Source organism: Pseudomonas sp. 1121_17, assembly GCF_052850745.1.
The window spans coordinates 37,092-57,530 of record NZ_VXCX01000011.1 but is presented as its reverse complement, the minus strand read 5'-3'; the positions used below and the strand labels follow the sequence as shown (position 1 = coordinate 57,530).

The window sequence follows — 20,439 nt, the reverse complement described above, 5'->3', positions numbered from 1 at the left end:
CAGCGAGGTACGGTGTATCTGGCGCACGAGCGCTATATGTGTAAGAGCATCCATCACATGGGTAGTGACCGGGCGAGCTGCCGGATGCGAATCGCCCTTGGGGGGAACCACCGCGGGAGCGGCGTGACCTTTAAGGTTCGGGTCACCTGGGGTGCTGTCATCGACAGCGCTTGCAACTCCCGGTCTACGCCTGTGGACAATATTCGTCAAGCAAAGCGATTTCAGGGATTTAGCGCCTGTGGATAAAACTATCCCCCGGTTGACATCAGTGGTTTTCCACAGACGCACTCTGTGCCAGCAGTTTTTTTCTTAGGTATGGTCCTTTCAAACGGGGCGGCTTTGCAGCCCCGTTTGAAAGGACCCGCGCGGAGGAGCTTCATGCGGTGCTGTGGGTAACTTCACTGCGAGTTGAGGTGGTGGTGCGGCGGGTTACTCGGTCCTTTTGGCACTGCGAAGCCGCGTGACGTTCTCGCCCGTCTGCTTGGCAAACTCATGCGGCGTCACATGGTCCTCGCGGTTCGCCTCTAGAAACCGGCTCCACCAGGTCATGATCATCCGGCGCTCTTCGAGGAACTCGGCCTTGTGGGTATAAGAGGCCCGTACGTTATTGCGTTCCTTGTGACTCATCTGCCGCTCGATAGCCGTCTCCGACCACAGCCCGGATTCGACCAGCGCACTGCACGCCATGGCTCGGAACCCGTGGCCGCAGATATCCACCTTGGTGTCGTAGCCCATCGTCCTGAGCGCAGCATTCACCGTGTTCTCGGACATCGGTTTCCACGGTTTGGCATCCCCCGCGAACACCAGGTCGAACTTGCCGGTGATCGTGTGGATCTGCTCAAGCAAGGCCACAGCCTGTGGCGATAAGGGTACAACGTGGATGTCACCGGCCATCTTCGTACCCCTTGTGGAGAAGGGCACTCCGTCCAGCGCCGGGCGGGTGTCGGGGATCTCCCAGATTCCGCGCTTGAGGTCGAACTCGTTCCAGCGGGCGAAGCGCAGTTCGCTGGATCGTACGAACACGTGCAGCGATAGCATCACCGTGAGGCGCGTGAGCGGGCGACCTTTGTAGTCCTCGATGCATGCCAGTAGCTCTGGCAGCCGCGATAAGGGTAGTGCGGGTCTGTGAGTTACCCGTGGTGTCTTGATCGAGCCATCGAGGTCGTGAGCTGGGTTCGCTGTGATCAGCCGCAGCCGTTTGGCTTCACGCATGATGCTTTGCAGGTAGTTCTTGATCCTGAGCGCCACGTCGATGGTGCCGCGCTTCGTCACGGCTTCCAGTGGCTGCATGAGGTCGTGGGTGTCCAACTCAACGATTGCTCTGGCACCGAGCAAAGGGAATACGTGAGTCTTCAAACGGCTGAGCACTGTCTTGGCGTGGCCGGGCGCCCACTTGGGCACCATGCTCGCGTGCCAGTCGAGCGCAACGCTTTCGAAGGTGCGGCCATTGATCACGGCCTGGGTCTTGGCTTGTTGCTTGGACTGGATCGGGTCTATGCCGTTTGCGAGCTGCTGCTTGATGTCGAAGCGCTTGCGGCGTGCGTCGCCCAGCCCGACCACCGGGTAGCTGCCGAGGGCGGTCAGGCCTTCGCGGCCATCGGGTTTCACGTACCTGAGCCGCCAGCCTTTGCGGCCGTTGGGTTGCACAAGCAGGTAGAGACCGTCGCCGTCGAAGAGCTTGTACTCGCGCTCTCTGGGCTTTGCCGTGCGACAGGCGGTGTCTGTAAGCGGGGCAGTGGTGCGGGCCATAAGGGTAGTCTCCGATATCGAAACGGACCTCTATCCTTAAAACTACCCTTATTAGCGCTGGCTACCCTCGGAATCCGACGGAACGCCAAAACGAAAAAACCCGCCAGAAGGCGGGTTTTTCGGGGGTTCCAGAGATTTTGAGAGCTTTCTATGGAACCTTGAATGGTGCCGGCACCAGGAATCGAACCCGGGACCTACTGATTACAAGTCAGTTGCTCTACCATCTGAGCTATACCGGCACAGGGGCGCATTATAGCTATCCGAGCAGCCGTGTAAACCACTTCCGTGCAATCAATGCAAAAACCCGTAACTCACCGGCCTGAAAGGAGAAATTTCCTACCAGCCGCGGTGGATGGTGTTTATGCCTGGCTCGGCCTTGGCGGGGTTGAAAAACAGCTTGTCGTTGTCGCAGCCGCGTTTGCGGCAGGGCTGTGCGACGTGCAGCGGCAGGCCGCGGTCGCCGCCGAGTTGCATGGCGGGGGTGTCCCAGCCCAGGGCTTTGTCGGGGGCGTGGCTGGTGGTGTTGGTGCAGCCGGTTACGGCGAGGGCGAAGCTGAGCAGGACGGTGGATTTGATCGGGATCACGATGTCGAAGTCCGTTCGGTGACAGTCTTTATTGCGGGCAATTGTAACTCAGTAGGCGCGGGCGAAGGCGGGTGGCCATCACGCTTTCGGACAATTCTGAAAATGCTTATGCACAAGCGGCATGCCAGGATTGCCGTGCGGGCATACCGTTGGTCGCAACCGCCGGTCTTTGCGCAAAGTGCTGTTTTTGCTGGGCTTGAAGGTTTAAGCGAATAAGCAGACAGCCCTAAATAGCCAGTTGGATCCACAAATCTGCCAATTTCATCAAAAGCTTGTGCACAGACTTATCCACAGGTTGCTCATCACTCGCGCTCGGCCAAAAGTAGCAAATTGCGGGGTGTAAGGAGGTAGTCGCAGAACAGTCCAAGGCGCACGTTGTAGCCTTGTTCCTGCATGTACAGCGCTCGATCGAGCACCAGCCATAACTCCAGCGGGCGGCGGAACAGGTTGCGTACGCGCTCCAGGTTGCGCACCTGGGCGAGGCGTTGCCAGCCGGCGGCTTCGAGTGCCTCCCAGTCGGGGTTGCCAGTGAGGGGCAGCTGTTTGAGCGCGGCGAGGTCCTGGCAGTACGCGGCGAAGGTCTTGTCCAGCCAGCTGACCGGCAGCGATGGCGTCGGCAGGTAGCTGTCGTTCTGGCGTTGTTCGCGTTGCAGCAGATCGAAGCCTAGGCGGCGGGCCATCGAGGCATCGCGCTGGCGGCGGACGCGGGCGCCGGCGGTGACGGTTTCGCTCAGGGGCAGGCCGAGGTCGTCGAGGTCGAGCTGCAGAGTCGAGGCGCGGGCGTGGCTGGACAGGGCCTGATAGGCGCTGGCCTGGATGCGGTTGTAGCAGCAGGGCGCCAACGCGATGTGTTGGCAGCCTTGGCTGGCGGCTAACTGCAGCAGGCGCACGTGCAGATCGCCGCAGGCGTGCAGGGCGACCACGCTTTTGCTTTGGTCGAGGCAGCGGGCGCTGTCGGCGGCCATGACGTCTTGTTGCAGGTGCTGGGCGGGCAGCTTGTGGTGGTCGCTGAGGGCCTGGCCGGCGGCGACCAGTTCGGGGTTGTATTCAAGGCAGGTGAGTTGCTGGCCGGGCTGCAGCAGGCGGCGGCCGAGATGCCCTTTTCCTGCGCACCAGTCGAGCCAGTGCTGAGTCTGTTGGCGAAAGCCGAGGCGGCGGCTGAAGGCTTCGATCTGCTGCCACTTGCGACCGGGCACGTTGACGTCGAGGCGGTGGCCGGCGGGCGATAAGCCTGCGTCGGGCAACTCATCCAGGGCTGTCAGTTGCTGAGCCTGGGCGGCCAGCTGTGGATAAGGTGCGGGTGGCAGGTTTGGGTCGAGGTTGGCTTCGGCGTCTTCGAGGGTGCACTGGCGCAGCCAGCTGGCCAGTTCTGGGTGCTGCTGTTCCCAGCCCAGCTGCAAGGCGGTGAAGGGCCTGGGCTTCCACAGCGCTTGATGCTCGACCAGAAACTGGTCGAGGGCGTGGAAGCGGGCGTGTAGCTGGTCGGTTTCAAGGATGGCCATGGGCGCCTTAGCGCCCTTGGCAGGCGTCCACCCGCAACCAGCGCTCCAGCAGCTTGAAGCCTTGCACCAGCAGGAACGAGATGACCAGGTAGAACAAACCGGCCGCGAAGAAGATCTCGACCGGCAGGTAGGTGCGGGCGATGATCGTGCGGGCCATGCCGGTCAGTTCGAGCAGGGTCACGGTGCTGGCCAGGGCGCTGGCCTTGAGCATCAGGATCACTTCGTTGCTGTAGGCCGGCAGGCCGATGCGCGAGGCGCGTGGCAGCATGATGTAGAACAGGGTTTTGCTGCGGGACATGCCCAGCGCCCGCGCTGCCTCGATTTCGCCCTTGGGGATGGCCTGCAGCGCGCCACGCAGGATCTCGGCGATGTAGGCGGCGGTGTGCAGGGTCATGGTGAGCACGGTGCACCAGAACGGATCGCGCAGGTACGGCCACAGCACACTGTTGCGCACGGCTTCGAACTGGGCGAGGCCGTAATACACCAGAAACAGCTGCACCAGTAGCGGCGTGCCGCGGAAGAAGAAGATGTAGCCGTAGGGCAGGGCGCGCACGTACCAGTGGCGCGAGGCGCGGGCGACGCCCAGCGGGATCGCCAGGATCAGGCCGGCGATCACGGCGATGGCCACCAGCTCCAGGGTCAGGGTCGCGCCCTGGGCCAGGCGTGGCAGCCATTTGATGATGACTTCCCAGTTCATTATTCAGCCCTCACGAAGCCGCGAGCGGCGCGTTTTTCCAGGAAGTACATGCCGGTCATGGCGACTACGGTCAGGCTCAGGTAGATGCACGCGGCAACCATGTAGAAGGTGAACGGCTCCTTGCTCACGGTCACGGCGATCTGCGAGTGACGCATGATTTCTTCAAGGCCGATCACCGACACCAGCGCGGTGTCCTTCATCAGGATCATGAACAGGTTGCCCAGGCCAGGCAGGGCAATGCGCCACATCTGCGGCAGGATGATCCGCGAGAGGATGCGGCCTTTGGACAGGCCCAGGGCCAGCCCGGCTTCGCGGTGGCCCTTGGGGATCGCCAGGATCGCGCCGCGGAATACTTCGGTAGCGTAGGCGCCAAAGCACAGGCCCAGCGCGATCACGCCGGCGGCAAATGCGCTCAGCTCAAGGCCGGGCATGTTCAGGGCGTCGCCGAGGCTGTTGACCAGGCCGACGGTGCCGAAATAGATCAGCAATACCCACAGCAGCTCGGGAATCCCGCGCACCAGGGTCGAATAGAAGCCGCCAAGCCATTGCAGTGGCTTGATGGCAGAAGTCTTGGCAAGGGCGCCGAGCAGGCCCAGGATCAGCCCCAGCAGCAAGGCGCAGAGCGCCAGTTTTACCGTCATCAGGGTGCCAGCCATCAAGGCCGGACCGAATCCGTGCAGGTCAATATTCATTGATTAGGTGCGTTCTAGGGACCGACACGCCGCGAGGGCGTGCCGGTCGGGCGAATCATTCGATGCTGAACGGGAAGTACTTGTCGTTGATCTTCTTGTACGTACCGTCGGCTTTGATTTCTTTCAGGGCAGCGTTGAGCTGGTCACGCAGCTTGTCGTCACCCTTGCGCACGGCAATGCCGATCTTGTCGCTGTCCATCACCGGCTCGCCTTTGAACTCATAGGCTTTGCCGTCGTTGGATTTGAGCCACTCGTACTGCACGTACTTGTCGGCGAGGATGGCGTCGACGCGGCCCGAGATCAGGTCGAGGTAGGCGTTTTCCTGGGTGTCGTACAGTTTGATCTGCACGTCGTCACCGTAGTTGTCTTCCAGCCAGGTGCCGGCCAGGGTCGCGCGCTGGGTGCCGATGATCTTGCCCTTGAGCGAGGCCTTGTCGGTCTTGAAGTCTTTGTTCTTCGGCGCGATGAACTGCAGCTTGTTCGAGTAGTACGGGTCGGTGAATTCAACCGCTTGCTTGCGCTCGTCGGTGATCGACAGCGACGACACCAGGAAGTCGAACTTCTTCGCGTTCAGGGCGGGGATGATGCCGTCCCAGTCGGAGGTGACGACCGAGCAGTCGACTTTCATCTTGGCGCACAGGGCGTCGCCGATGTCTTTGTCGAAGCCGACCACGTTACCGCTGGCATCCTTGTTGTTGAACGGCGGGTAGGCCGCTTCGATACCCATGCGCAGTTTGTCTGCGGCCAGGGCATTGGCCGAGAACACCAAAGTGGCGGCAGCGGCCAGGAGAAACTTCTTGTAGGTCTGCATGTATTGCTCCGTTAGCGGTGGCTGGACATGAATTGCTTGCAACGCGCCGAGTTCGGGTTTTCGAAGACCTGCTGCGGCGTTCCTTGCTCTTCAACCAGGCCCTGGTGCAGGAAAACCACTTCACTGGACACCTGGCGGGCAAAGTTCATCTCGTGAGTTACCAGCAGCATGGTACGGCCTTCGTCGGCCAATGCGCGGATAACGTTAAGCACTTCCTGGACCATTTCCGGATCGAGCGCCGAAGTTGGCTCGTCGAACAGGATCACCTTGGGCTTCATGGCCAGGGTACGGGCAATGGCGGCACGCTGTTGCTGGCCACCGGAAAGCTGGGCGGGGTAGCTGTGGCGCTTGTCGAAGATACCGACTTTGTTCAGCAGCGCCTCGGCATGTTCAGTGGCTTCGGCCTTGCTCTGGCCAAGCACGCGGCGCGGCGCCTCGATGATGTTGTCGAGGATCGACATGTGCGGCCACAGGTTGAAATTCTGGAAGACGAAACCGATTTCGCTGCGCAGGCGGTTGATCTGGCGGTTGTCCGACGGGATCAGGTCGCCGTTCTTGGCGGCCTTGAGCTTGAGCTCTTCACCGGCTACGAGGATCTGCCCTTGATGCGGGTTTTCCAGCAGGTTGATGCAGCGCAGCAGGGTGGACTTGCCGGAACCGGACGATCCGAGGATCGAGATCACGTCACCATCGCGCGCGGTCAGGGAAATGCCCTTGAGAATTTCCTGGGTGCCGTAGCGCTTGTGCAGATTGCGGATTTCCAGCGCGGGCGTGGCCTGGGCCATGTGCGGTCCTCTTCGGTTCGGGTGCGTTCCCAGCTGTTGGCGGCCTTCCTGGCGAGCGCCACGCTAGCATAGCGGCTCATTGACAGCCAACGGGGTCGCAAGGGGCTCGGGTCGCTGGCGGGGCAGTTTGTCGCATCGTTGCAGTGCAACGTCGCGAGGATGTCCGCCGGCCTTGTGCCCAGCACCAGAGCCTTGATGAAAAAAGGCGCGATGGTGCCAGTTTTGCACCGCACTGGGAAGCCGTTTTTAGCCGTAGTGGCTACTGCCCTCTTTCTCGCTTGAAGGGAGGTTGCGCTGACGGTTGCACCTGAGCGCTTCGATTTTGTGCGCGGGTGTTACCAAGGAGCACCTTTGGTGCATTTGTAAGTGGGTATTTCAGTAATCTGCTCGGCATAAGCCGATTTAATGTGCATTCGGTCAAGCCTTGGCCGAATGCCCTGCAGGCCCCGCCGTGATTGATATCGGGCCTGGCGCTGATGAGCCAAGCACGCAGATGGCGCGGTAATTGCCACAGGATATTTCCAGAATGCAGCGACGCCTACCTAAATCCCGGGTGCGCTGGCCAGTCATTCAGGTAGTCCACCTCCTTACAAAGGTAGTTTTATGAGCGGTAAGCACAATTCCAATGACCTCGCTCAGGGGCTCAAATCGCGTCACGTCACCATGTTGTCCATCGCCGGTGTGATCGGCGCGGGGCTGTTCGTTGGCTCCGGCCACGCCATTGCGGCGGCCGGCCCTGCGGTGCTGTTGGCCTACGCGGCAGCCGGTACCCTGGTGGTGCTGGTGATGCGTATGCTTGGCGAAATGGCGATCGCCTCGCCCGACACCGGTTCGTTCTCGACTTACGCTGATCGCTCGATCGGCCACTGGGCGGGCTTTACCATCGGCTGGCTGTACTGGTGGTTCTGGGTCCTGGTGATCCCGCTCGAAGCCAATGCTGCGGCCGCGATCCTCAATGCCTGGTTCCCGGCGGTTGATCTGTGGGCGTTCTCGCTGTTGATCACTCTGGCGCTGACCGTTACCAACTTGTTCAGCGTGAAGAACTACGGCGAATTCGAGTTCTGGTTCGCACTGCTCAAGGTGCTGGCGATCATCGGCTTCATCGTGGTCGGTTGTGCGGCCATGTTCGGCATGGTGCCGGGCAGCCAGGTCAGCGGCGTCAGCCACCTGTTCGACACCCAGGGCTTCATGCCAAACGGCCTCGGCGCAGTGCTGGCAGCCATGCTGACCACCATGTTCTCGTTCATGGGTACTGAAATCGTCACCATTGCCGCCGCTGAATCGAAAGACCCGGGCAAACAGATCAGCAAGGCCACCAACTCAGTGATCTGGCGGATCTGCCTGTTCTACCTGGTGTCGATCTTCCTGGTCGTGGCCCTGGTGCCATGGAACGACCCAGCCCTGGCGGCCACCGGTTCGTACCAGACCGTGCTGAGCATGATCGGCGTGCCGAATGCCAAGCTGATCGTCGACATCGTCGTCCTGATCGCCGTGACCAGCTGCCTCAACTCGGCGCTGTACACGTCCTCGCGCATGCTGTTCTCGCTGAGCAAGCGTGGCGATGCGCCGGCCGTTGCCCAGCGCACCACCAGGGCGGGTACGCCGCATTGGGCAGTGCTGCTGTCGACCGCTGCAGCGTTCCTCTGCGTATTTGCCAACTTCGTCGCGCCAGCGCAGGTGTTCGAGTTCCTGCTGGCCAGCTCCGGCGCCATTGCCTTGCTGGTGTATCTGGTGATTGCCGTGTCGCAACTGCGCATGCGCAGCCAGCGTGAAGCCCGCGGCGAGAAGATCGAGTTCAAAATGTGGCTGTTCCCTGGCCTGACCTGGGTGACCATCGCCTTTATCGTCGCCGTGTTGGTGGTGATGGCGATTCGTCCAGACCACCGCATCGAGATCATCGCCACCGCGCTGCTGAGCCTGGCTGTGGTCGCTGCCGGCCTGCTGGTGCAGCGCAAGCGCAAGGCCGCCGTGGCAGCTGGGCGGGTTGTGCTGAGTAACTGATCTGCCGGCTCGTTGAGCTGAATGCAAAAAGGCCGCGCTCTGGATTAGGGCGCGGCCTTTTTAATGTCGCAACGCTGCCGGTGTAGGAGCGGCCTTGTGTCGCGAAAGGCCCGCGTAGCGGGCCCGGCAATTTCGGCGGCGAAGCTGAGAATCAGGGGCCGCTGCGCAGCCCTTTCGCGACACAAGGCCGCTCTACAGGGGCGGCTGAGGCAGATTTAGCCGAACTGCTTCTGTTGCAGCTGCTGCTTGGCGACCACTTCAGAGGCCGCTACGTAGGCTTCCTGGAACTCGTCGCTCTCCAGCCAGGCCATGGTGGTTTCTTCGTCGGCGCCGTCCAGCCAGGTGCGGTAGGCGGTGAACACCAGCACGATGTAGTCGGTGGCGTGCTCTTCCTTGTGGCCTTTGAGCACCAGGGTCAGCAACGGGTCGACCAGGAACACCGCGATCATCGCTACCAGGCCGGTTTCCTGGGCGGCTTTCATCTTGCTGAACAGCTCGCTGTAGCTGTCCGACTCCAGCGCCTTGTTGAAAATCTGCTCGACGCTGGCGCTGTCACCGGCGCTCGCCTTGACTGCCTGGCCGCTGCGCACCATGCGGTTTTGCTTGGCTTTGCTGGCGGCGCGCTTGGCGCGTTTTTGCTGCTTGGTGTTGGAAGCCATGGGGCCTGAAATCCTTGGAGGGCAAAAGTGCGCGTATTGAATCGCACTTGCCCGACAAACCCAAGAGGCACGCGTCGCGATCAGGCGGTCGGCGCCTCATCTTCTTCAAAGCCACGCGATGCCCGGCCGACCAGCAGCGGGTCGGGCGCATGGGCCACGCGCAGGTCCTTGCCGGGGTACTCCAGCGAATGCAGGAAGTGGCGGATGCAGTTGATCCGCGCGCGCTTCTTGTCATCCGACTTGATCACCGTCCACGGCGCATCGCCGGTGTCGGTATGGAAGAACATCGCCTCTTTGGCGCCGGTGTAGTCGTCCCACTTGTCCAGCGACTTGATGTCGATCGGCGACAGCTTCCAGTGCTTGAGCGGGTCGTCCCGGCGCGAGACGAAACGGCGCAGCTGCTCTTCGCGGTTGACCGAGAACCAGTACTTGAACAGCAGGATGCCGCTGTTGGTGAGCATCCGCTCAAGGTCTGGCGCCTGGCGCATGAACTCCAGGTATTGCATCGGGGTGCAGAAGTCCATCACCCGCTCGACCCCGGCGCGGTTGTACCAGGAGCGGTCGAAGAAGACCATTTCCCCGGCGGTCGGCAGGTGCTGGATGTAACGCTGGAAATACCACTGGCCCTGTTCCTGCTCGGATGGCTTCTCCAGCGCTACGATGCGCGCGCCACGCGGGTTCAGATGCTCCATGAAGCGTTTGATGGTGCCACCCTTGCCGGCCGCGTCACGGCCCTCGAACAGCACCACAATGCGCTGGCCGGTGTCCTTGGCCCAGCTCTGCACCTTGAGCAGCTCGATCTGTAGCTCGGTCTTGGCCTTCTCGTATTCGTTGCGGCGCAGCCGGGTGCGGTACGGATAGCTCGCGGGCAGACGTGCCGAAGTGCTGTCCTCGTTGCTGCCTTTGCGTGCGGTAGCCACCTGCAGCGCGGCGGGCTGCTGGCTGATGCTGAGGATCGCCGGCTCGGCGCTGACCTTGGCGGCCGGCTTGCGCTGGCGTGGGCGACGGCTGCGCGGGGCTGGTGTGGCGCTTGCGCTGAGGGTGGCGCTGGTGTCGGCAGTAGGGGCGGGGGAGAGAAGCGGGGTGGATTCGTCGCTCATGGAAATCCTTGCGGGTCGGTTCGAGTGTCCACCGATCATGCTAAGGATATTGCGCAAATGGCTTGTTGATACTGGTCAACGACGCGTGCGTTGCGCCACGGCTGCCAGGCGGCCGGGCGCAGCGGATACGCTGTTACTGGCTGGTCAAGGCTGCATGGCCTGGCTGTATACGGGCTGCTGGCGTTGGTCAGTCTCGCCCAACTCGTTGATGCAGTAGTTGATGTAGTACAGGTTGAGCACGAAGGTGTTGAAGCCGTTCATGCGGAAGTGGATCTGGTTGTTGGCGTGGGCGAAGGCCAGCAGTATGCGTCGGGCATTGAATGCCCAGACGATTTGCAGCACAAGGGCAGCAATGCTCAGCAAGCCGGCTGCAATTTCCAAGGCCAGTTGCTCATCGTTGATGAACAGGCCGCTCAGGCCCGTGCAGACAAACATCCAGATAATGTAGGTCTCACTGCACGCCTCTTGGCCGGTGGCTTCACGCAGGTGCTGATTGGTCTTGTACAGCCACAGCAGCAGGTACAGGCCGCCGGTCGCCATGGTCAGCAGCACCATGTGCAGCGTCTTGCGGTTGACCTTGTTCATGAGTTCGCTTGGGGATGTCATAGCGCTTCCGATTTTCGAGTGTGAAAAACGGGCTGAGGCATTGCGTGTCTTGGGAGGCAGTCCATGCTCAACCATCGTCCTTGGGGGCTATCTGCTCAGGGATGGCAGATGCGGCGCGGATGATAGCACGGGGCCACACATGCTCTGCGGCCTGCTGATTAAATCCCAGGCATAAAAAAACCCTGAATCTTTCGATTCAGGGTTTTAGTGTTTTGGTGCCCAGAGACGGAGTCGAACCGCCGACACGAGGATTTTCAATCCTCTGCTCTACCGACTGAGCTATCTGGGCAACGGGGCGCATTAAAAGACTTTTTCAGGTTTGCGTCAACGACTTTTTGAAAATTTTTTAAATTAATTCCGTCGCTTACGCTTTTACGGGGTCATTCGCTCGGCGGAACGTAGCCTTCGGCCTTGGCGTAGTCCTCGCCGGAGAAGTACTTGTCCATCTCCAACTGGAGGAATTTGCGGTCCTCGGCGTTCATCATGTTCAGGCGCTTCTCGTTGATCAGCAGGGTCTGGTGCTTGAGCCAATCACCCCAGGCTTGCTGGGAGATGTTATCGAAGATGTCCTGGCCCTTGGCACCCGGGTACGGTGGGCGCTCGAGGCCGGGCAGTTCCTGGTGGTATTTGCGGCAGTTCACGGTGCGGGTCATTGCGGCTCTCCTGCAATCAATTCGTCGGCCGCGCGTTTCAGCAGCTTCTTGACCGGGGCGGCGAGGCCCAGGCGCGGCGGGGTGGCGAGGTTATACCAGAGCCAGTCAGGCTCGGCCACGTGCGTACCCAGTGGGTCGACGCGCACCAGCCAGGGCTCGATGGCCAACTGGAAATGGCTGAAGGTATGGGTAAGGCCGTCCAGCGCCTGTGTGCCGTTCAGGCGCAGGCCGTGCTGATAGGCAAGGTCATCGAGCTGCTCGAGGTCATCCAGCTCAGGCAGGCTCCACAAACCGCCCCACAGGCCGCTAGACGGGCGCCGGTAGAGCAGGATGGCGCCCTCGCGGTTGGCCAGCATCGGCATCAGCGTGCGCCGCTGTGGCAGCGCCTTGCGTGGCTTGGGCTCGGGGTAGTGGGTTTCCTGGCCGAGCAGGTGCGCTTCGCAGCCGCGCTGCAGCGGGCAGATCAGGCATTTGGGCTTGCTGCGGGTACACAGGGTGGCGCCAAGGTCCATCATCGCCTGGGTGTAGTGGTTGGCCCGGGCTTGTGGGGTGTAGCGCTCGGCGGTCGCCCACAAGGCGTTGGCAACCTTGGGTTCGCCCGGATAACCGCCCTGAGCGGTGAAACGGGCCAGCACGCGCTTGACGTTGCCGTCGAGGATCGGCGCGCGGATACCCATGCTGATGCTGGCGATCGCGCCGGCTGTGGAGCGGCCAATGCCGGGCAGCTCGGTGAGCTGCTCGACACTACGCGGGAACTCCCCCCCATGTTGGCTGACGACGATCTGCGCGGCCTTCTGCAGGTTGCGGGCGCGGGTGTAGTAACCGAGCCCGGTCCACAGGTGCAGCACTTCGTCTTCCGGCGCTTCGGCCAGCGCCTGCACGGTGGGCAGGGCCTGCATGAAGCGGTCGAAGTAGTTCAGCACGGTGCTGACCTGGGTCTGCTGCAGCATGATTTCCGAGACCCATACCCGGTACGGGTTGATGCCTTGCTGCCAGGGCAGGTCGTGGCGGCCGTGCTGGTCATACCATGCCAGCACGGCGCCGGAGAATTGCTCGGGGCTCATCGTTTGAACAGCCCCTTGAACGCGTCTTTGAGTTCCGGGCTGACCTTGTCGCCCAGCTTCTCATCGAGTTTCTCGTCGATCTTGTCCTTCAGGCGGTTGCCGGCCAGCTTGGCGGCGACCTTGCCCAGGCCGTCCTGATCCAGGCGGCAGGCTTTGGCACCCAGTTCCAACGGGCCACGGCAGCGCAGTGGCAGCTCGACGCCGACAAAGCGCTCGTTGACCTGGCAGGCAGGGTCCGGCATGGCGCGCTGGTCACCTTCGATCACCACGCCAACGCGGTAGTCCATGCCGAGCACGCGCAGGTCCAGATCGCCCTGGCCGTTGACCGTCAGGCCGGGGATGCGCGCTTTCAGGTCAGGGTTGCTGGCCACGCCGTTACGCACTACAAGGCTGCCGCGCAGCTCTTCGAATGGAGTGTCCTTGCCACGCGGGTCGCCGCTCAACTGTTTGCGGTTGAGGGTGGCGATGGCCTGACACAGCTGCTGCTCAAGGTTGGCATTGACCAGCACCCCATCATTGATGGTGAAGTTGGCGTTGCCGTTGAGGGTGTCGATCAGCGCTTTCTGACTGTTGCCGCTGGCGGTGAGGTCGCTGCTCAGGGTCAGCAGGCCTTTGACTGGCGGCGCCTGTTCCGGGTTGTCGGACTTGATGAAGTGCTCGACCGGGACCCGGTTGATCTTGGTGTTGATGCCGATCTGCGGCACGGCCGGGCGTACGTCGACGCTGCCCGTTGCTTCAAAGGTGCCGTTATACAACTCGCCGCGCAGGCTTTGCAGAGCAATCAAACCGCCCTGGCCGCTGGCCTTGAGTTGGGCATCGCTGATCGGCAGTTTGTCCAGGGTCAGTGCGCCAAAGCTCAGGTCGGCTTGCAGGTCGAGGGCACGCAGGCGGTCGACCGGCAGCAGTTTGTCGGTGCTCCAGGCAACCTGGGTCGGTGCGCTTGGCAGCGGCGAGCTGCCGGCACCGGCAACGGCGGTTGCTTCCTGCTGCTGGACCTCGGCCTGACGCGCCGCCTTGGCGCCCTTGGCCTGCTCGCTTTTGGCCGGGAAGTAGCGATCGGCGTCGAACTTGTCGCCTTTGAGCTGAATGCGCAGGGCTTGCTTGGCGAAGTCTTCAATAGCTACGCGACCACTGAAGCTGCTGTCATCCAGTTTCACTGCCAGGCCTTCCAGAGCCAGGCTGGTCGGGCTGGCGCTGAGCCGGCTGACCAGTTCCAGTTTGCTGAAGGCGGCCGGGTCGGCAGTGGCTGGCAATGGCTGGCCAATGCTGTCGAGGAAGGTGCGCAGGTCGAACTGGGCGATGGAGATACCGCCGCCGACCAGCGGCGTCTTGTCCAGCTCGCGCACGTTCAGCTCACCCAGTGCACGCAACTGGTTGGCGGAAACCTTCAGGCCATTCCAGGACGCGACATTGGCTGCCATGTCGACCAGCAATTGGCCCTGAGCAGCAAAGGTCATGGTCTTGCCGGCAAACGGCTCGCCCGAGGCTTCGCCGGACAGGCGCATGTCTTCGAGGTTGTAGCGCTTGAGCTTGCGATCAAAGCGCAGTTCGCCGGCCAGTTCGCTGCGCACCTTGATGTTCGGCTGCGCGGCGCTGATGAAGGCGCTGGCCTTGAGCGGGATGTTCGCCCCTTCGTGGACCGCGCCGGTGCTCAGCTGGATGCTCTCGGCGGTCAGGCTCTGGCCAGTCTTGGCATCGGTGTACTGCACGCGGGCGTTGTTCACGGTCAGGCTGTCGATATCCAGCTTGACCGAGCGCTCGCTGGCGCTTTCTTCACTGCGCTTCGGTTCGCTCGGCGCCGGCGCAGGCTGGCCAGGCGTGGTGCTGGCCTGGGTCGGCAGTGGTTTGCCGATGTCCTGCCAGTTGCCGTGGCCGTTTTCGTCACGCATCAGGCTCAGGTTGAGCCCCTCGACGCGTACGTCGCTCATCTGCACTTCACGGCGCAGCAATGGCAGCACGCGCACCGACAGGCCGAGCATCTGCAGGTCTGCAAACGGTTCGGTGGGTTTGTTCAGGGTGGCGATGCTGGCTTCATGCAGCTCCAGGCCCAGCCACGGGAACAGGCTCCAGCCAATGTCACCGTTGAGGGTCAGCTCGACATGAGCCTTGTCCCGTGCCAGCTGGCGAATCTCGTCTTTATAGTCGTTGGGATCGAAGAGGTGGGTCAGGGCAAAGCCCAGTGCCACGATGATCAGCAGCAACCCGAGAAGCCCCAGCCCCAGGATTTTGCCGAACGCTTTCATGGGCGAGTCCTTGTAGTCCGAAATGAAAATTCAAGCGCCAGAGTATAGCGCTGTGGCTGGTTAGCCTGAGTACCCGCCGGTAGATATAGGTTATTTCCTACCTAAGTATCGGTTTCGCCGGGTTGCGCAGCCTGGTTCTACTCAGGCTGATCAGTTTCTGACCGCCAGCTACTCTACAGTTCAGCTGGCTTGCGCAGGTGGCAAAAAAATAACGATGTCAGATTGCTTCCATTGAGCGTTTCAGCTGGTTAACCTTGCGCCGCTTTCGCCGCATTACGCGACCGATTGTCGCGGATGCCGTGAATATCCGACCACAGCGTGCGTGCAGCCAACTCGGCCGAAGAGCCGAGGGCAACGTCTACTTATAAGAGGAAACACCATGAGCAGCAGTACTGCGGGAGAAGCGGCGCGCGCGCCGGGCTTCCTGTCCAAGGAGCGCATCATTGCCCGGCCGGGCTTCAACCGTTGGCTGGTGCCCCCAGCAGCGCTGGCAATCCATCTGTGCATCGGCATGGCGTATGGTTTCTCGGTGTTCTGGCTGCCGTTGTCGCAAGCTATCGGCATCACCGCACCGGTTGCCTGTTCGGCGGACATGGGCTTCATCGCGCGGATGTTCAGCGCCGAGTGTGACTGGCCGATCTCGATGCTGAGCTGGATCTACACGCTGTTCTTCGTCTTCCTCGGCTGCTCGGCTGCCGTGCTCGGCGGCTGGCTGGAACACGCCGGCCCACGCAAGGCTGGCCTGGTTTCGGCGCTGTGCTGGTGCGGTGGCCTGCTGATCTCGGCGATCGGCATCAAGACCCACCAGCTGTGGCTGATGTGGCTCGGCTCGGGGGTGATCGGTGGTATCGGCCTGGGCCTGGGCTATATCTCGCCAGTGTCGACCCTGATCAAGTGGTTCCCGGACAAGCGCGGCATGGCTACCGGCATGGCAATCATGGGCTTTGGTGGCGGCGCGATGGTCGGTGCGCCTTTGGCCACTGCGCTAATGGGCCATTTCGGCAGCTCGGTTGAAGTCGGCGTATGGCAGAGCTTTGTGGTCATGGCGGCGATCTACTTCGTGTTCATGACGGCTGGCGCCTTGACCTACCGCGTACCGCCAACCGGCTGGAAGCCTGAGGGCTGGACGCCGCCGGCGAAAAAAGCCAACGCGATGGTCACCGACCGTCACGTGCATGTCAGCGTTGCCTGGAAAACCCCACAGTTCGCGCTGGTCTGGCTGGTGCTGTGCCTGAACGTTTCGGCCGGTATCGGCATCCTCGGCATGGCTTCGCCACTGCTGCAGGAAGTGTTCGCCGGCAAGCTGATCGGCAACGAGCTGAGCTTCAGCGAGCTGAACAGCGCGCAACTGGCGCAGATCGCGGCAATCGCCGCCGGCTTCACCGGCCTGCTCAGCCTGTTCAACATTGGCGGACGGTTCTTCTGGGCTTCGTTCTCCGACTATATCGGCCGCAAGAACACCTACTTTGCCTTCTTCGCCCTCGGCGTTGGCCTCTACAGCCTGGTGCCGAACATGGGCCATCTGGGCAACGTGGCGCTGTTCGTGGCGGCGTTCTGCATCATCCTGTCGATGTACGGCGGTGGTTTTGCGACGGTGCCGGCTTACCTGGCTGACCTGTTCGGTACGCAGATGGTCGGTGCGATCCATGGTCGCCTGCTGACCGCCTGGGCTGCTGCCGGCGTGCTCGGTCCGGTGCTGATCACCTACCTGCGCGAGTCGCAGCTGGCGGCCGGGGTTGCCCGTGCGGCGGCCTACGACATGACCTTGTACATCCTCGCCGGTCTGCTGGTGCTGGGCTTTATCTGCAACGCCCTGGTGCGTCCAGTAGCCGACAAGTACTTCATGACCGATGCCGAGCTTGCGGCCGAGCGCGCGCTGAGCCACGACAAAGGCGTCGACAACGCCCGTTCGCTGGAGTGGCACGCCGCGCCGGGCAGCCTGCCGCTGGTGCTGCTGGCCTGGGCCGTGGTGGTGATTCCGCTGGCGTGGGGTATCTGGATTACCCTGCAAAAGACTGCCGTACTGTTCCACTGACAACCGCGCTGGCTGGCTTGCATGCCAGCCAAACCGGGCCAAACGCGGGTAAATTCGCTGTCGCAGGGGGCTTATAGCCCTGGTGCCAGCGGGTTTACCCGCGTTTGCATTGCCCCGGCGAGTTGCCATATGTCATCCGCGTTTCAAGCTGACGCGTTCTAGGCCTATAATGTCGACCTTTTCGCCCAATGATTTTGCGGAGCTGGTGATGGTCGAACGTAAGGCTTCCGTCGAGCGCAATACCCTGGAAACCCAGGTGAAGGCCTCGATCAACCTCGATGGCAGTGGCAAGGCCCGATTCGATATCGGCGTGCCCTTCCTTGAACACATGCTCGACCAGATCGCCCGGCACGGGCTGATCGATCTGGACATCGAATGCAAGGGCGACCTGCATATCGATGATCACCACACCGTCGAAGACGTCGGCATCACCCTTGGCCAGGCGTTTGCCAAGGCCGTTGGCGACAAAAAAGGCATCTATCGTTACGGTCACGCCTATGTGCCGCTCGATGAAGCCTTGTCGCGTGTGGTCATCGACTTCTCCGGCCGCCCAGGCCTGTCAATGCACGTGCCCTACACCCGGGCTTCGGTTGGTGGCTTCGATGTCGACCTGTTCCAGGAGTTCTTCCAGGGCTTCGTCAACCATGCGCTGGTCACCCTGCACATCGATAACCTGCGCGGGCACAACACCCACCACCAGATCGAGACCGTGTTCAAAGCCTTCGGCCGTGCCCTGCGCATGGCGGTCGAGCAGGACGAGCGCATGGCCGGGCAAATGCCGTCGACCAAGGGATGCCTGTAAATGCAGACCGTAGCCGTAATCGACTATGGCATGGGCAACCTGCACTCGGTGGCCAAGGCGCTTGAGCATGTAGGCGCCGGCAAGGTGCTGGTCACCAGCGACGCTGCGGTGATCCGCGAGGCCGATCGCGTGGTGTTCCCCGGTGTAGGCGCTATTCGCGACTGCATGGCCGAGATTCGCCGGCTGGGCTTTGACAGCCTGGTCCGTGAAGTCAGCCAGGACCGGCCGTTTCTCGGCATCTGTGTCGGCATGCAAGCGCTGCTCGATCACAGCGAAGAAAACGACGGCGTCGATTGCATCGGCTTGTTCCCCGGCCAGGTGCGCTTCTTCGGCAAGGACCTGGAAGAGCAGGGCGAGCACCTCAAGGTGCCGCACATGGGCTGGAACGAAGTCAGCCATGCCATCGAGCACCCGCTCTGGCATGACATTCCCGACCGTGCCCGGTTCTACTTCGTGCACAGCTACTACATCAATGCCGGCAAGCCTGGCCAGGTAGTCGGTCGCGGCCACTACGGCGTCGACTTCGCTGCTGCGCTGGCCGAAGGCTCGCGCTTTGCCGTGCAGTTCCACCCGGAGAAGAGCCATACCCATGGCCTGCAGTTGCTGCAGAACTTCGCCGCCTGGGATGGCCGCTGGTAAATGAGCAAGTCGCGGACCAAACCACCGATCCTGACCCTCGCCCCCGAACAGGAGCGCGAGGCCCTGGACAAGCTCAAGCGCTTTCTTGAAGACCGCTTCGAGCTTGAGCTGGGGTCGTTCGAGGTGGCCGAGGTCCTCGACCTGTTTTCCCGAGAAGTGGCTCCGTATTACTACAACAGGGCGATTGCCGATGTTCAGCTGCACCTCAAGGAGCGGTTCGAGAGCATCGAAAGCGACCTGTGGGCGCTCGAGAAGCCCTGAACCCCAACGATTAGACAGGTTGCCAAGATGCTGATTATTCCCGCTATCGATCTCAAGGACGGTGCTTGCGTGCGCCTGCGTCAGGGCCGCATGGAAGACTCCACGGTGTTCTCCGATGACCCGGTGAGCATGGCCGCCAAATGGGTCGAGGGTGGCTGCCGCCGCCTGCACCTGGTTGACCTCAACGGCGCCTTCGAAGGCCAGCCGGTCAACGGCGAAGTGGTTACTGCCATCGCCAAACGCTACCCACAACTGCCGATCCAGATCGGCGGCGGTATCCGTTCGCTGGAAACCATCGAGCACTACATCAAGGCCGGCGTCAGCTACGTGATCATCGGCACCAAGGCGGTCAAGCAGCCTGAGTTCGTCGCCGAAGCGTGCAAGGCGTTTCCGGGCAAGGTCATCGTTGGCCTGGACGCCAAGGACGGTTTCGTCGCCACCGACGGCTGGGCTGAAGTCAGCTCGGTGCAGGTGATCGACCTGGCCAAGCGCTTCGAGGCTGATGGCGTGTCGGCAATCGTCTACACCGACATCGCCAAGGACGGCATGATGCAGGGCTGCAACGTGCCCTTCACCAAAGCCCTGGCCGAAGCCACGCGCATCCCGGTGATCGCCTCGGGCGGCATCCACAACCTGGGTGACATTCGTGCCCTGCTCGACGCCAAGGCGCCGGGCATCGTCGGTGCCATCACTGGCCGGGCGATCTACGAGGGTACCCTGGACGTCGCCGAGGCCCAGGCCTTCTGCGACACCTACCAAGGCTGAGGAGCAACCCATGGCACTGGCCAAGCGCATCATCCCTTGCCTGGACGTGGACAACGGCCGGGTGGTCAAGGGCGTCAAGTTCGAGAACATCCGCGATGCCGGTGACCCGGTAGAAATCGCCCGTCGTTACGATGAGCAGGGCGCCGACGAGATTACCTTTCTCGACATCACCGCCAGCGTCGATGGCCGTGACACGACCTTGCATACCGTCGAGCGCATGGCCAGCCAGGTGTTCATCCCGCTGACCGTGGGCGGTGGCGTGCGCACCGTGCAGGATATTCGCAACCTGCTCAATGCTGGTGCCGACAAGGTCTCGATCAATACTGCGGCGGTGTTCAACCCCGAGTTCGTGGGCGAGGCTGCGCAGCGTTTCGGCTCGCAGTGCATCGTGGTCGCTATTGACGCGAAGAAGGTCTCTGGCCCGGGCGAAACCCCGCGCTGGGAGATTTTCACCCACGGCGGGCGCAAGCCGACCGGGCTCGATGCAGTCGAGTGGGCAAAGAAGATGGAAGGCCTGGGTGCCGGTGAGATTCTGCTGACCAGCATGGATCAGGACGGCATGAAAAACGGCTTTGATCTGGGCGTGACCCGGGCCATCAGCGATGCGCTGGGGATTCCGGTGATTGCCTCAGGTGGTGTGGGCAATCTGCAGCACCTGGCGGACGGCATTCTGGAAGGGCATGCCAGCGCGGTGCTGGCAGCGAGTATCTTCCACTTTGGCGAATACACCGTGCCTGAAGCCAAGGCTTACATGGCCGCGCGCGGAATCGTCGTACGCTGATGCACCCGA

General features: G+C 61.9%; 20 protein-coding genes and 2 tRNA genes. 7 read left to right on the top strand and 15 right to left on the bottom strand.

Annotated features, from left to right (window positions below; translation table 11 throughout):
* Nucleotides 1-429: 429 nt before the first annotated feature.
* The 8 genes from FW789_RS18895 to FW789_RS18860 form a co-directional block, all read right to left on the bottom strand.
* A complete protein-coding gene (locus tag FW789_RS18895) occupies nucleotides 430-1,749 on the bottom strand; it encodes a tyrosine-type recombinase/integrase (RefSeq protein ID WP_446431872.1) in 1,320 nt (439 codons plus the stop codon).
* A 163-nt stretch (nucleotides 1,750-1,912) separates the two neighbouring features.
* Nucleotides 1,913-1,988: transfer RNA gene (locus FW789_RS18890), tRNA-Thr, on the bottom strand.
* A gap of 97 nt (nucleotides 1,989-2,085) precedes the next feature.
* A complete protein-coding gene (locus FW789_RS18885) occupies nucleotides 2,086-2,334 on the bottom strand; it encodes a hypothetical protein (protein ID WP_446431871.1) in 249 nt (82 codons plus the stop codon).
* A 302-nt stretch (nucleotides 2,335-2,636) separates the two neighbouring features.
* Nucleotides 2,637-3,836: a methyltransferase gene (locus FW789_RS18880; protein ID WP_446431870.1), complete on the bottom strand. Its 1,200-nt coding sequence runs from the start codon at nucleotides 3,834-3,836 to the stop codon at nucleotides 2,637-2,639.
* Nucleotides 3,837-3,843: 7 nt separating this feature from the next.
* Nucleotides 3,844-4,533: an ABC transporter permease subunit gene (locus tag FW789_RS18875; protein WP_207072341.1), complete on the bottom strand. Its 690-nt coding sequence runs from the start codon at nucleotides 4,531-4,533 to the stop codon at nucleotides 3,844-3,846.
* Entirely contained in the window at nucleotides 4,533-5,225 is a 693-nt protein-coding gene (locus FW789_RS18870) for an ABC transporter permease (RefSeq protein ID WP_103435289.1), read from the bottom strand. Before FW789_RS18870 ends, FW789_RS18875 begins: the two co-directional genes overlap by 1 nt.
* A 55-nt stretch (nucleotides 5,226-5,280) precedes the next feature.
* Nucleotides 5,281-6,036 carry an ABC transporter substrate-binding protein gene (locus FW789_RS18865; protein ID WP_186700509.1) on the bottom strand — a complete coding sequence of 252 codons (756 nt, stop codon included), beginning with the start codon at nucleotides 6,034-6,036 and terminating at the stop codon, nucleotides 5,281-5,283.
* An 11-nt stretch (nucleotides 6,037-6,047) separates the two neighbouring features.
* Nucleotides 6,048-6,821 carry an ABC transporter ATP-binding protein gene (locus tag FW789_RS18860; protein ID WP_103435287.1) on the bottom strand — a complete coding sequence of 258 codons (774 nt, stop codon included), beginning with the start codon at nucleotides 6,819-6,821 and terminating at the stop codon, nucleotides 6,048-6,050.
* A gap of 603 nt (nucleotides 6,822-7,424) precedes the next feature.
* Between FW789_RS18860 and gabP the strand changes: the two genes are divergently transcribed.
* Complete coding sequence (gene gabP / locus FW789_RS18855) at nucleotides 7,425-8,822, top strand: GABA permease (RefSeq protein ID WP_446431869.1); 1,398 nt, start codon at nucleotides 7,425-7,427, stop codon at nucleotides 8,820-8,822.
* A 215-nt stretch (nucleotides 8,823-9,037) separates the two neighbouring features.
* On the opposite strand, the gene FW789_RS18850 is transcribed toward gabP, so the two are convergent.
* The 7 genes from FW789_RS18850 to FW789_RS18820 all read right to left on the bottom strand — a co-directional run bounded on the left by FW789_RS18850 (nucleotide 9,038) and on the right by FW789_RS18820 (nucleotide 15,147).
* A complete protein-coding gene (locus FW789_RS18850) occupies nucleotides 9,038-9,481 on the bottom strand; it encodes a hypothetical protein (RefSeq protein WP_101322508.1) in 444 nt (147 codons plus the stop codon).
* 80 nt (nucleotides 9,482-9,561) lie between these two features.
* Nucleotides 9,562-10,581, bottom strand: a complete 1,020-nt coding sequence (gene ppk2 / locus FW789_RS18845; protein WP_446431868.1) for a polyphosphate kinase 2 — start codon at nucleotides 10,579-10,581, stop codon at nucleotides 9,562-9,564.
* Nucleotides 10,582-10,725: 144 nt separating this feature from the next.
* A complete protein-coding gene (locus tag FW789_RS18840) occupies nucleotides 10,726-11,187 on the bottom strand; it encodes a DUF4234 domain-containing protein (RefSeq protein ID WP_157831768.1) in 462 nt (153 codons plus the stop codon).
* Between the two features lie 213 nt (nucleotides 11,188-11,400).
* Nucleotides 11,401-11,476, bottom strand: a tRNA-Phe gene (locus FW789_RS18835).
* 91 nt (nucleotides 11,477-11,567) lie between these two features.
* On the bottom strand, nucleotides 11,568-11,840 hold the full coding sequence (locus FW789_RS18830; protein WP_340612631.1) for an oxidative damage protection protein: 273 nt from the start codon (nucleotides 11,838-11,840) through the stop codon (nucleotides 11,568-11,570).
* Nucleotides 11,837-12,904, bottom strand: coding sequence for an A/G-specific adenine glycosylase (gene mutY, locus FW789_RS18825; RefSeq protein ID WP_446431867.1), 1,068 nt, complete (start codon nucleotides 12,902-12,904; stop codon nucleotides 11,837-11,839). The genes FW789_RS18830 and mutY overlap by 4 nt, the downstream gene beginning before the upstream one ends.
* Nucleotides 12,901-15,147 (bottom strand): AsmA family protein, encoded by a 2,247-nt coding sequence (locus tag FW789_RS18820; protein ID WP_446431866.1) that lies wholly within the window; start codon nucleotides 15,145-15,147, stop codon nucleotides 12,901-12,903. The genes mutY and FW789_RS18820 overlap by 4 nt, the downstream gene beginning before the upstream one ends.
* 379 nt (nucleotides 15,148-15,526) lie before the next feature.
* Between FW789_RS18820 and FW789_RS18815 the strand changes: the two genes are divergently transcribed.
* The 6 genes from FW789_RS18815 to hisF all read left to right on the top strand — a co-directional run bounded on the left by FW789_RS18815 (nucleotide 15,527) and on the right by hisF (nucleotide 20,430).
* Nucleotides 15,527-17,182 (top strand): OFA family MFS transporter, encoded by a 1,656-nt coding sequence (locus FW789_RS18815; RefSeq protein ID WP_101322502.1) that lies wholly within the window; start codon nucleotides 15,527-15,529, stop codon nucleotides 17,180-17,182.
* Between the two features lie 208 nt (nucleotides 17,183-17,390).
* Nucleotides 17,391-17,984, top strand: coding sequence for an imidazoleglycerol-phosphate dehydratase HisB (gene hisB / locus FW789_RS18810; protein ID WP_101323128.1), 594 nt, complete (start codon nucleotides 17,391-17,393; stop codon nucleotides 17,982-17,984).
* Nucleotides 17,985-18,623, top strand: a complete 639-nt coding sequence (gene hisH, locus FW789_RS18805; protein ID WP_186700506.1) for an imidazole glycerol phosphate synthase subunit HisH — start codon at nucleotides 17,985-17,987, stop codon at nucleotides 18,621-18,623.
* On the top strand, nucleotides 18,624-18,884 hold the full coding sequence (locus tag FW789_RS18800; RefSeq protein ID WP_101322500.1) for a DUF2164 domain-containing protein: 261 nt from the start codon (nucleotides 18,624-18,626) through the stop codon (nucleotides 18,882-18,884).
* A 27-nt stretch (nucleotides 18,885-18,911) separates the two neighbouring features.
* Entirely contained in the window at nucleotides 18,912-19,649 is a 738-nt protein-coding gene (gene hisA / locus FW789_RS18795) for a 1-(5-phosphoribosyl)-5-[(5-phosphoribosylamino)methylideneamino]imidazole-4-carboxamide isomerase (RefSeq protein WP_101322499.1), read from the top strand.
* A 10-nt stretch (nucleotides 19,650-19,659) separates the two neighbouring features.
* Nucleotides 19,660-20,430, top strand: a complete 771-nt coding sequence (gene hisF / locus FW789_RS18790; RefSeq protein WP_101322498.1) for an imidazole glycerol phosphate synthase subunit HisF — start codon at nucleotides 19,660-19,662, stop codon at nucleotides 20,428-20,430.
* Nucleotides 20,431-20,439: the final 9 nt, after the last annotated feature.

Bases quoted from the DNA above. Each gene is read 5' to 3' on its own strand.
- FW789_RS18895 (WP_446431872.1), bottom strand. From the start codon at position 1,749: ATGGCCCGCACCACTGCCCCGCTTACAGACACCGCCTGTCGCACGGCA.
- FW789_RS18880 (WP_446431870.1), bottom strand. From the start codon at position 3,836: ATGGCCATCCTTGAAACCGACCAGCTACACGCCCGCTTCCACGCCCTC.
- FW789_RS18875 (WP_207072341.1), bottom strand. From the start codon at position 4,533: ATGAACTGGGAAGTCATCATCAAATGGCTGCCACGCCTGGCCCAGGGC.
- FW789_RS18870 (WP_103435289.1), bottom strand. From the start codon at position 5,225: ATGAATATTGACCTGCACGGATTCGGTCCGGCCTTGATGGCTGGCACC.
- FW789_RS18865 (WP_186700509.1), bottom strand. From the start codon at position 6,036: ATGCAGACCTACAAGAAGTTTCTCCTGGCCGCTGCCGCCACTTTGGTG.
- FW789_RS18860 (WP_103435287.1), bottom strand. From the start codon at position 6,821: ATGGCCCAGGCCACGCCCGCGCTGGAAATCCGCAATCTGCACAAGCGC.
- gabP (WP_446431869.1), top strand. From the start codon at position 7,425: ATGAGCGGTAAGCACAATTCCAATGACCTCGCTCAGGGGCTCAAATCG.
- FW789_RS18850 (WP_101322508.1), bottom strand. From the start codon at position 9,481: ATGGCTTCCAACACCAAGCAGCAAAAACGCGCCAAGCGCGCCGCCAGC.
- ppk2 (WP_446431868.1), bottom strand. From the start codon at position 10,581: ATGAGCGACGAATCCACCCCGCTTCTCTCCCCCGCCCCTACTGCCGAC.
- FW789_RS18840 (WP_157831768.1), bottom strand. From the start codon at position 11,187: ATGACATCCCCAAGCGAACTCATGAACAAGGTCAACCGCAAGACGCTG.
- FW789_RS18830 (WP_340612631.1), bottom strand. From the start codon at position 11,840: ATGACCCGCACCGTGAACTGCCGCAAATACCACCAGGAACTGCCCGGC.
- mutY (WP_446431867.1), bottom strand. From the start codon at position 12,904: ATGAGCCCCGAGCAATTCTCCGGCGCCGTGCTGGCATGGTATGACCAG.
- FW789_RS18820 (WP_446431866.1), bottom strand. From the start codon at position 15,147: ATGAAAGCGTTCGGCAAAATCCTGGGGCTGGGGCTTCTCGGGTTGCTG.
- FW789_RS18815 (WP_101322502.1), top strand. From the start codon at position 15,527: ATGAGCAGCAGTACTGCGGGAGAAGCGGCGCGCGCGCCGGGCTTCCTG.
- hisB (WP_101323128.1), top strand. From the start codon at position 17,391: ATGGTCGAACGTAAGGCTTCCGTCGAGCGCAATACCCTGGAAACCCAG.
- hisH (WP_186700506.1), top strand. From the start codon at position 17,985: ATGCAGACCGTAGCCGTAATCGACTATGGCATGGGCAACCTGCACTCG.
- FW789_RS18800 (WP_101322500.1), top strand. From the start codon at position 18,624: ATGAGCAAGTCGCGGACCAAACCACCGATCCTGACCCTCGCCCCCGAA.
- hisA (WP_101322499.1), top strand. From the start codon at position 18,912: ATGCTGATTATTCCCGCTATCGATCTCAAGGACGGTGCTTGCGTGCGC.
- hisF (WP_101322498.1), top strand. From the start codon at position 19,660: ATGGCACTGGCCAAGCGCATCATCCCTTGCCTGGACGTGGACAACGGC.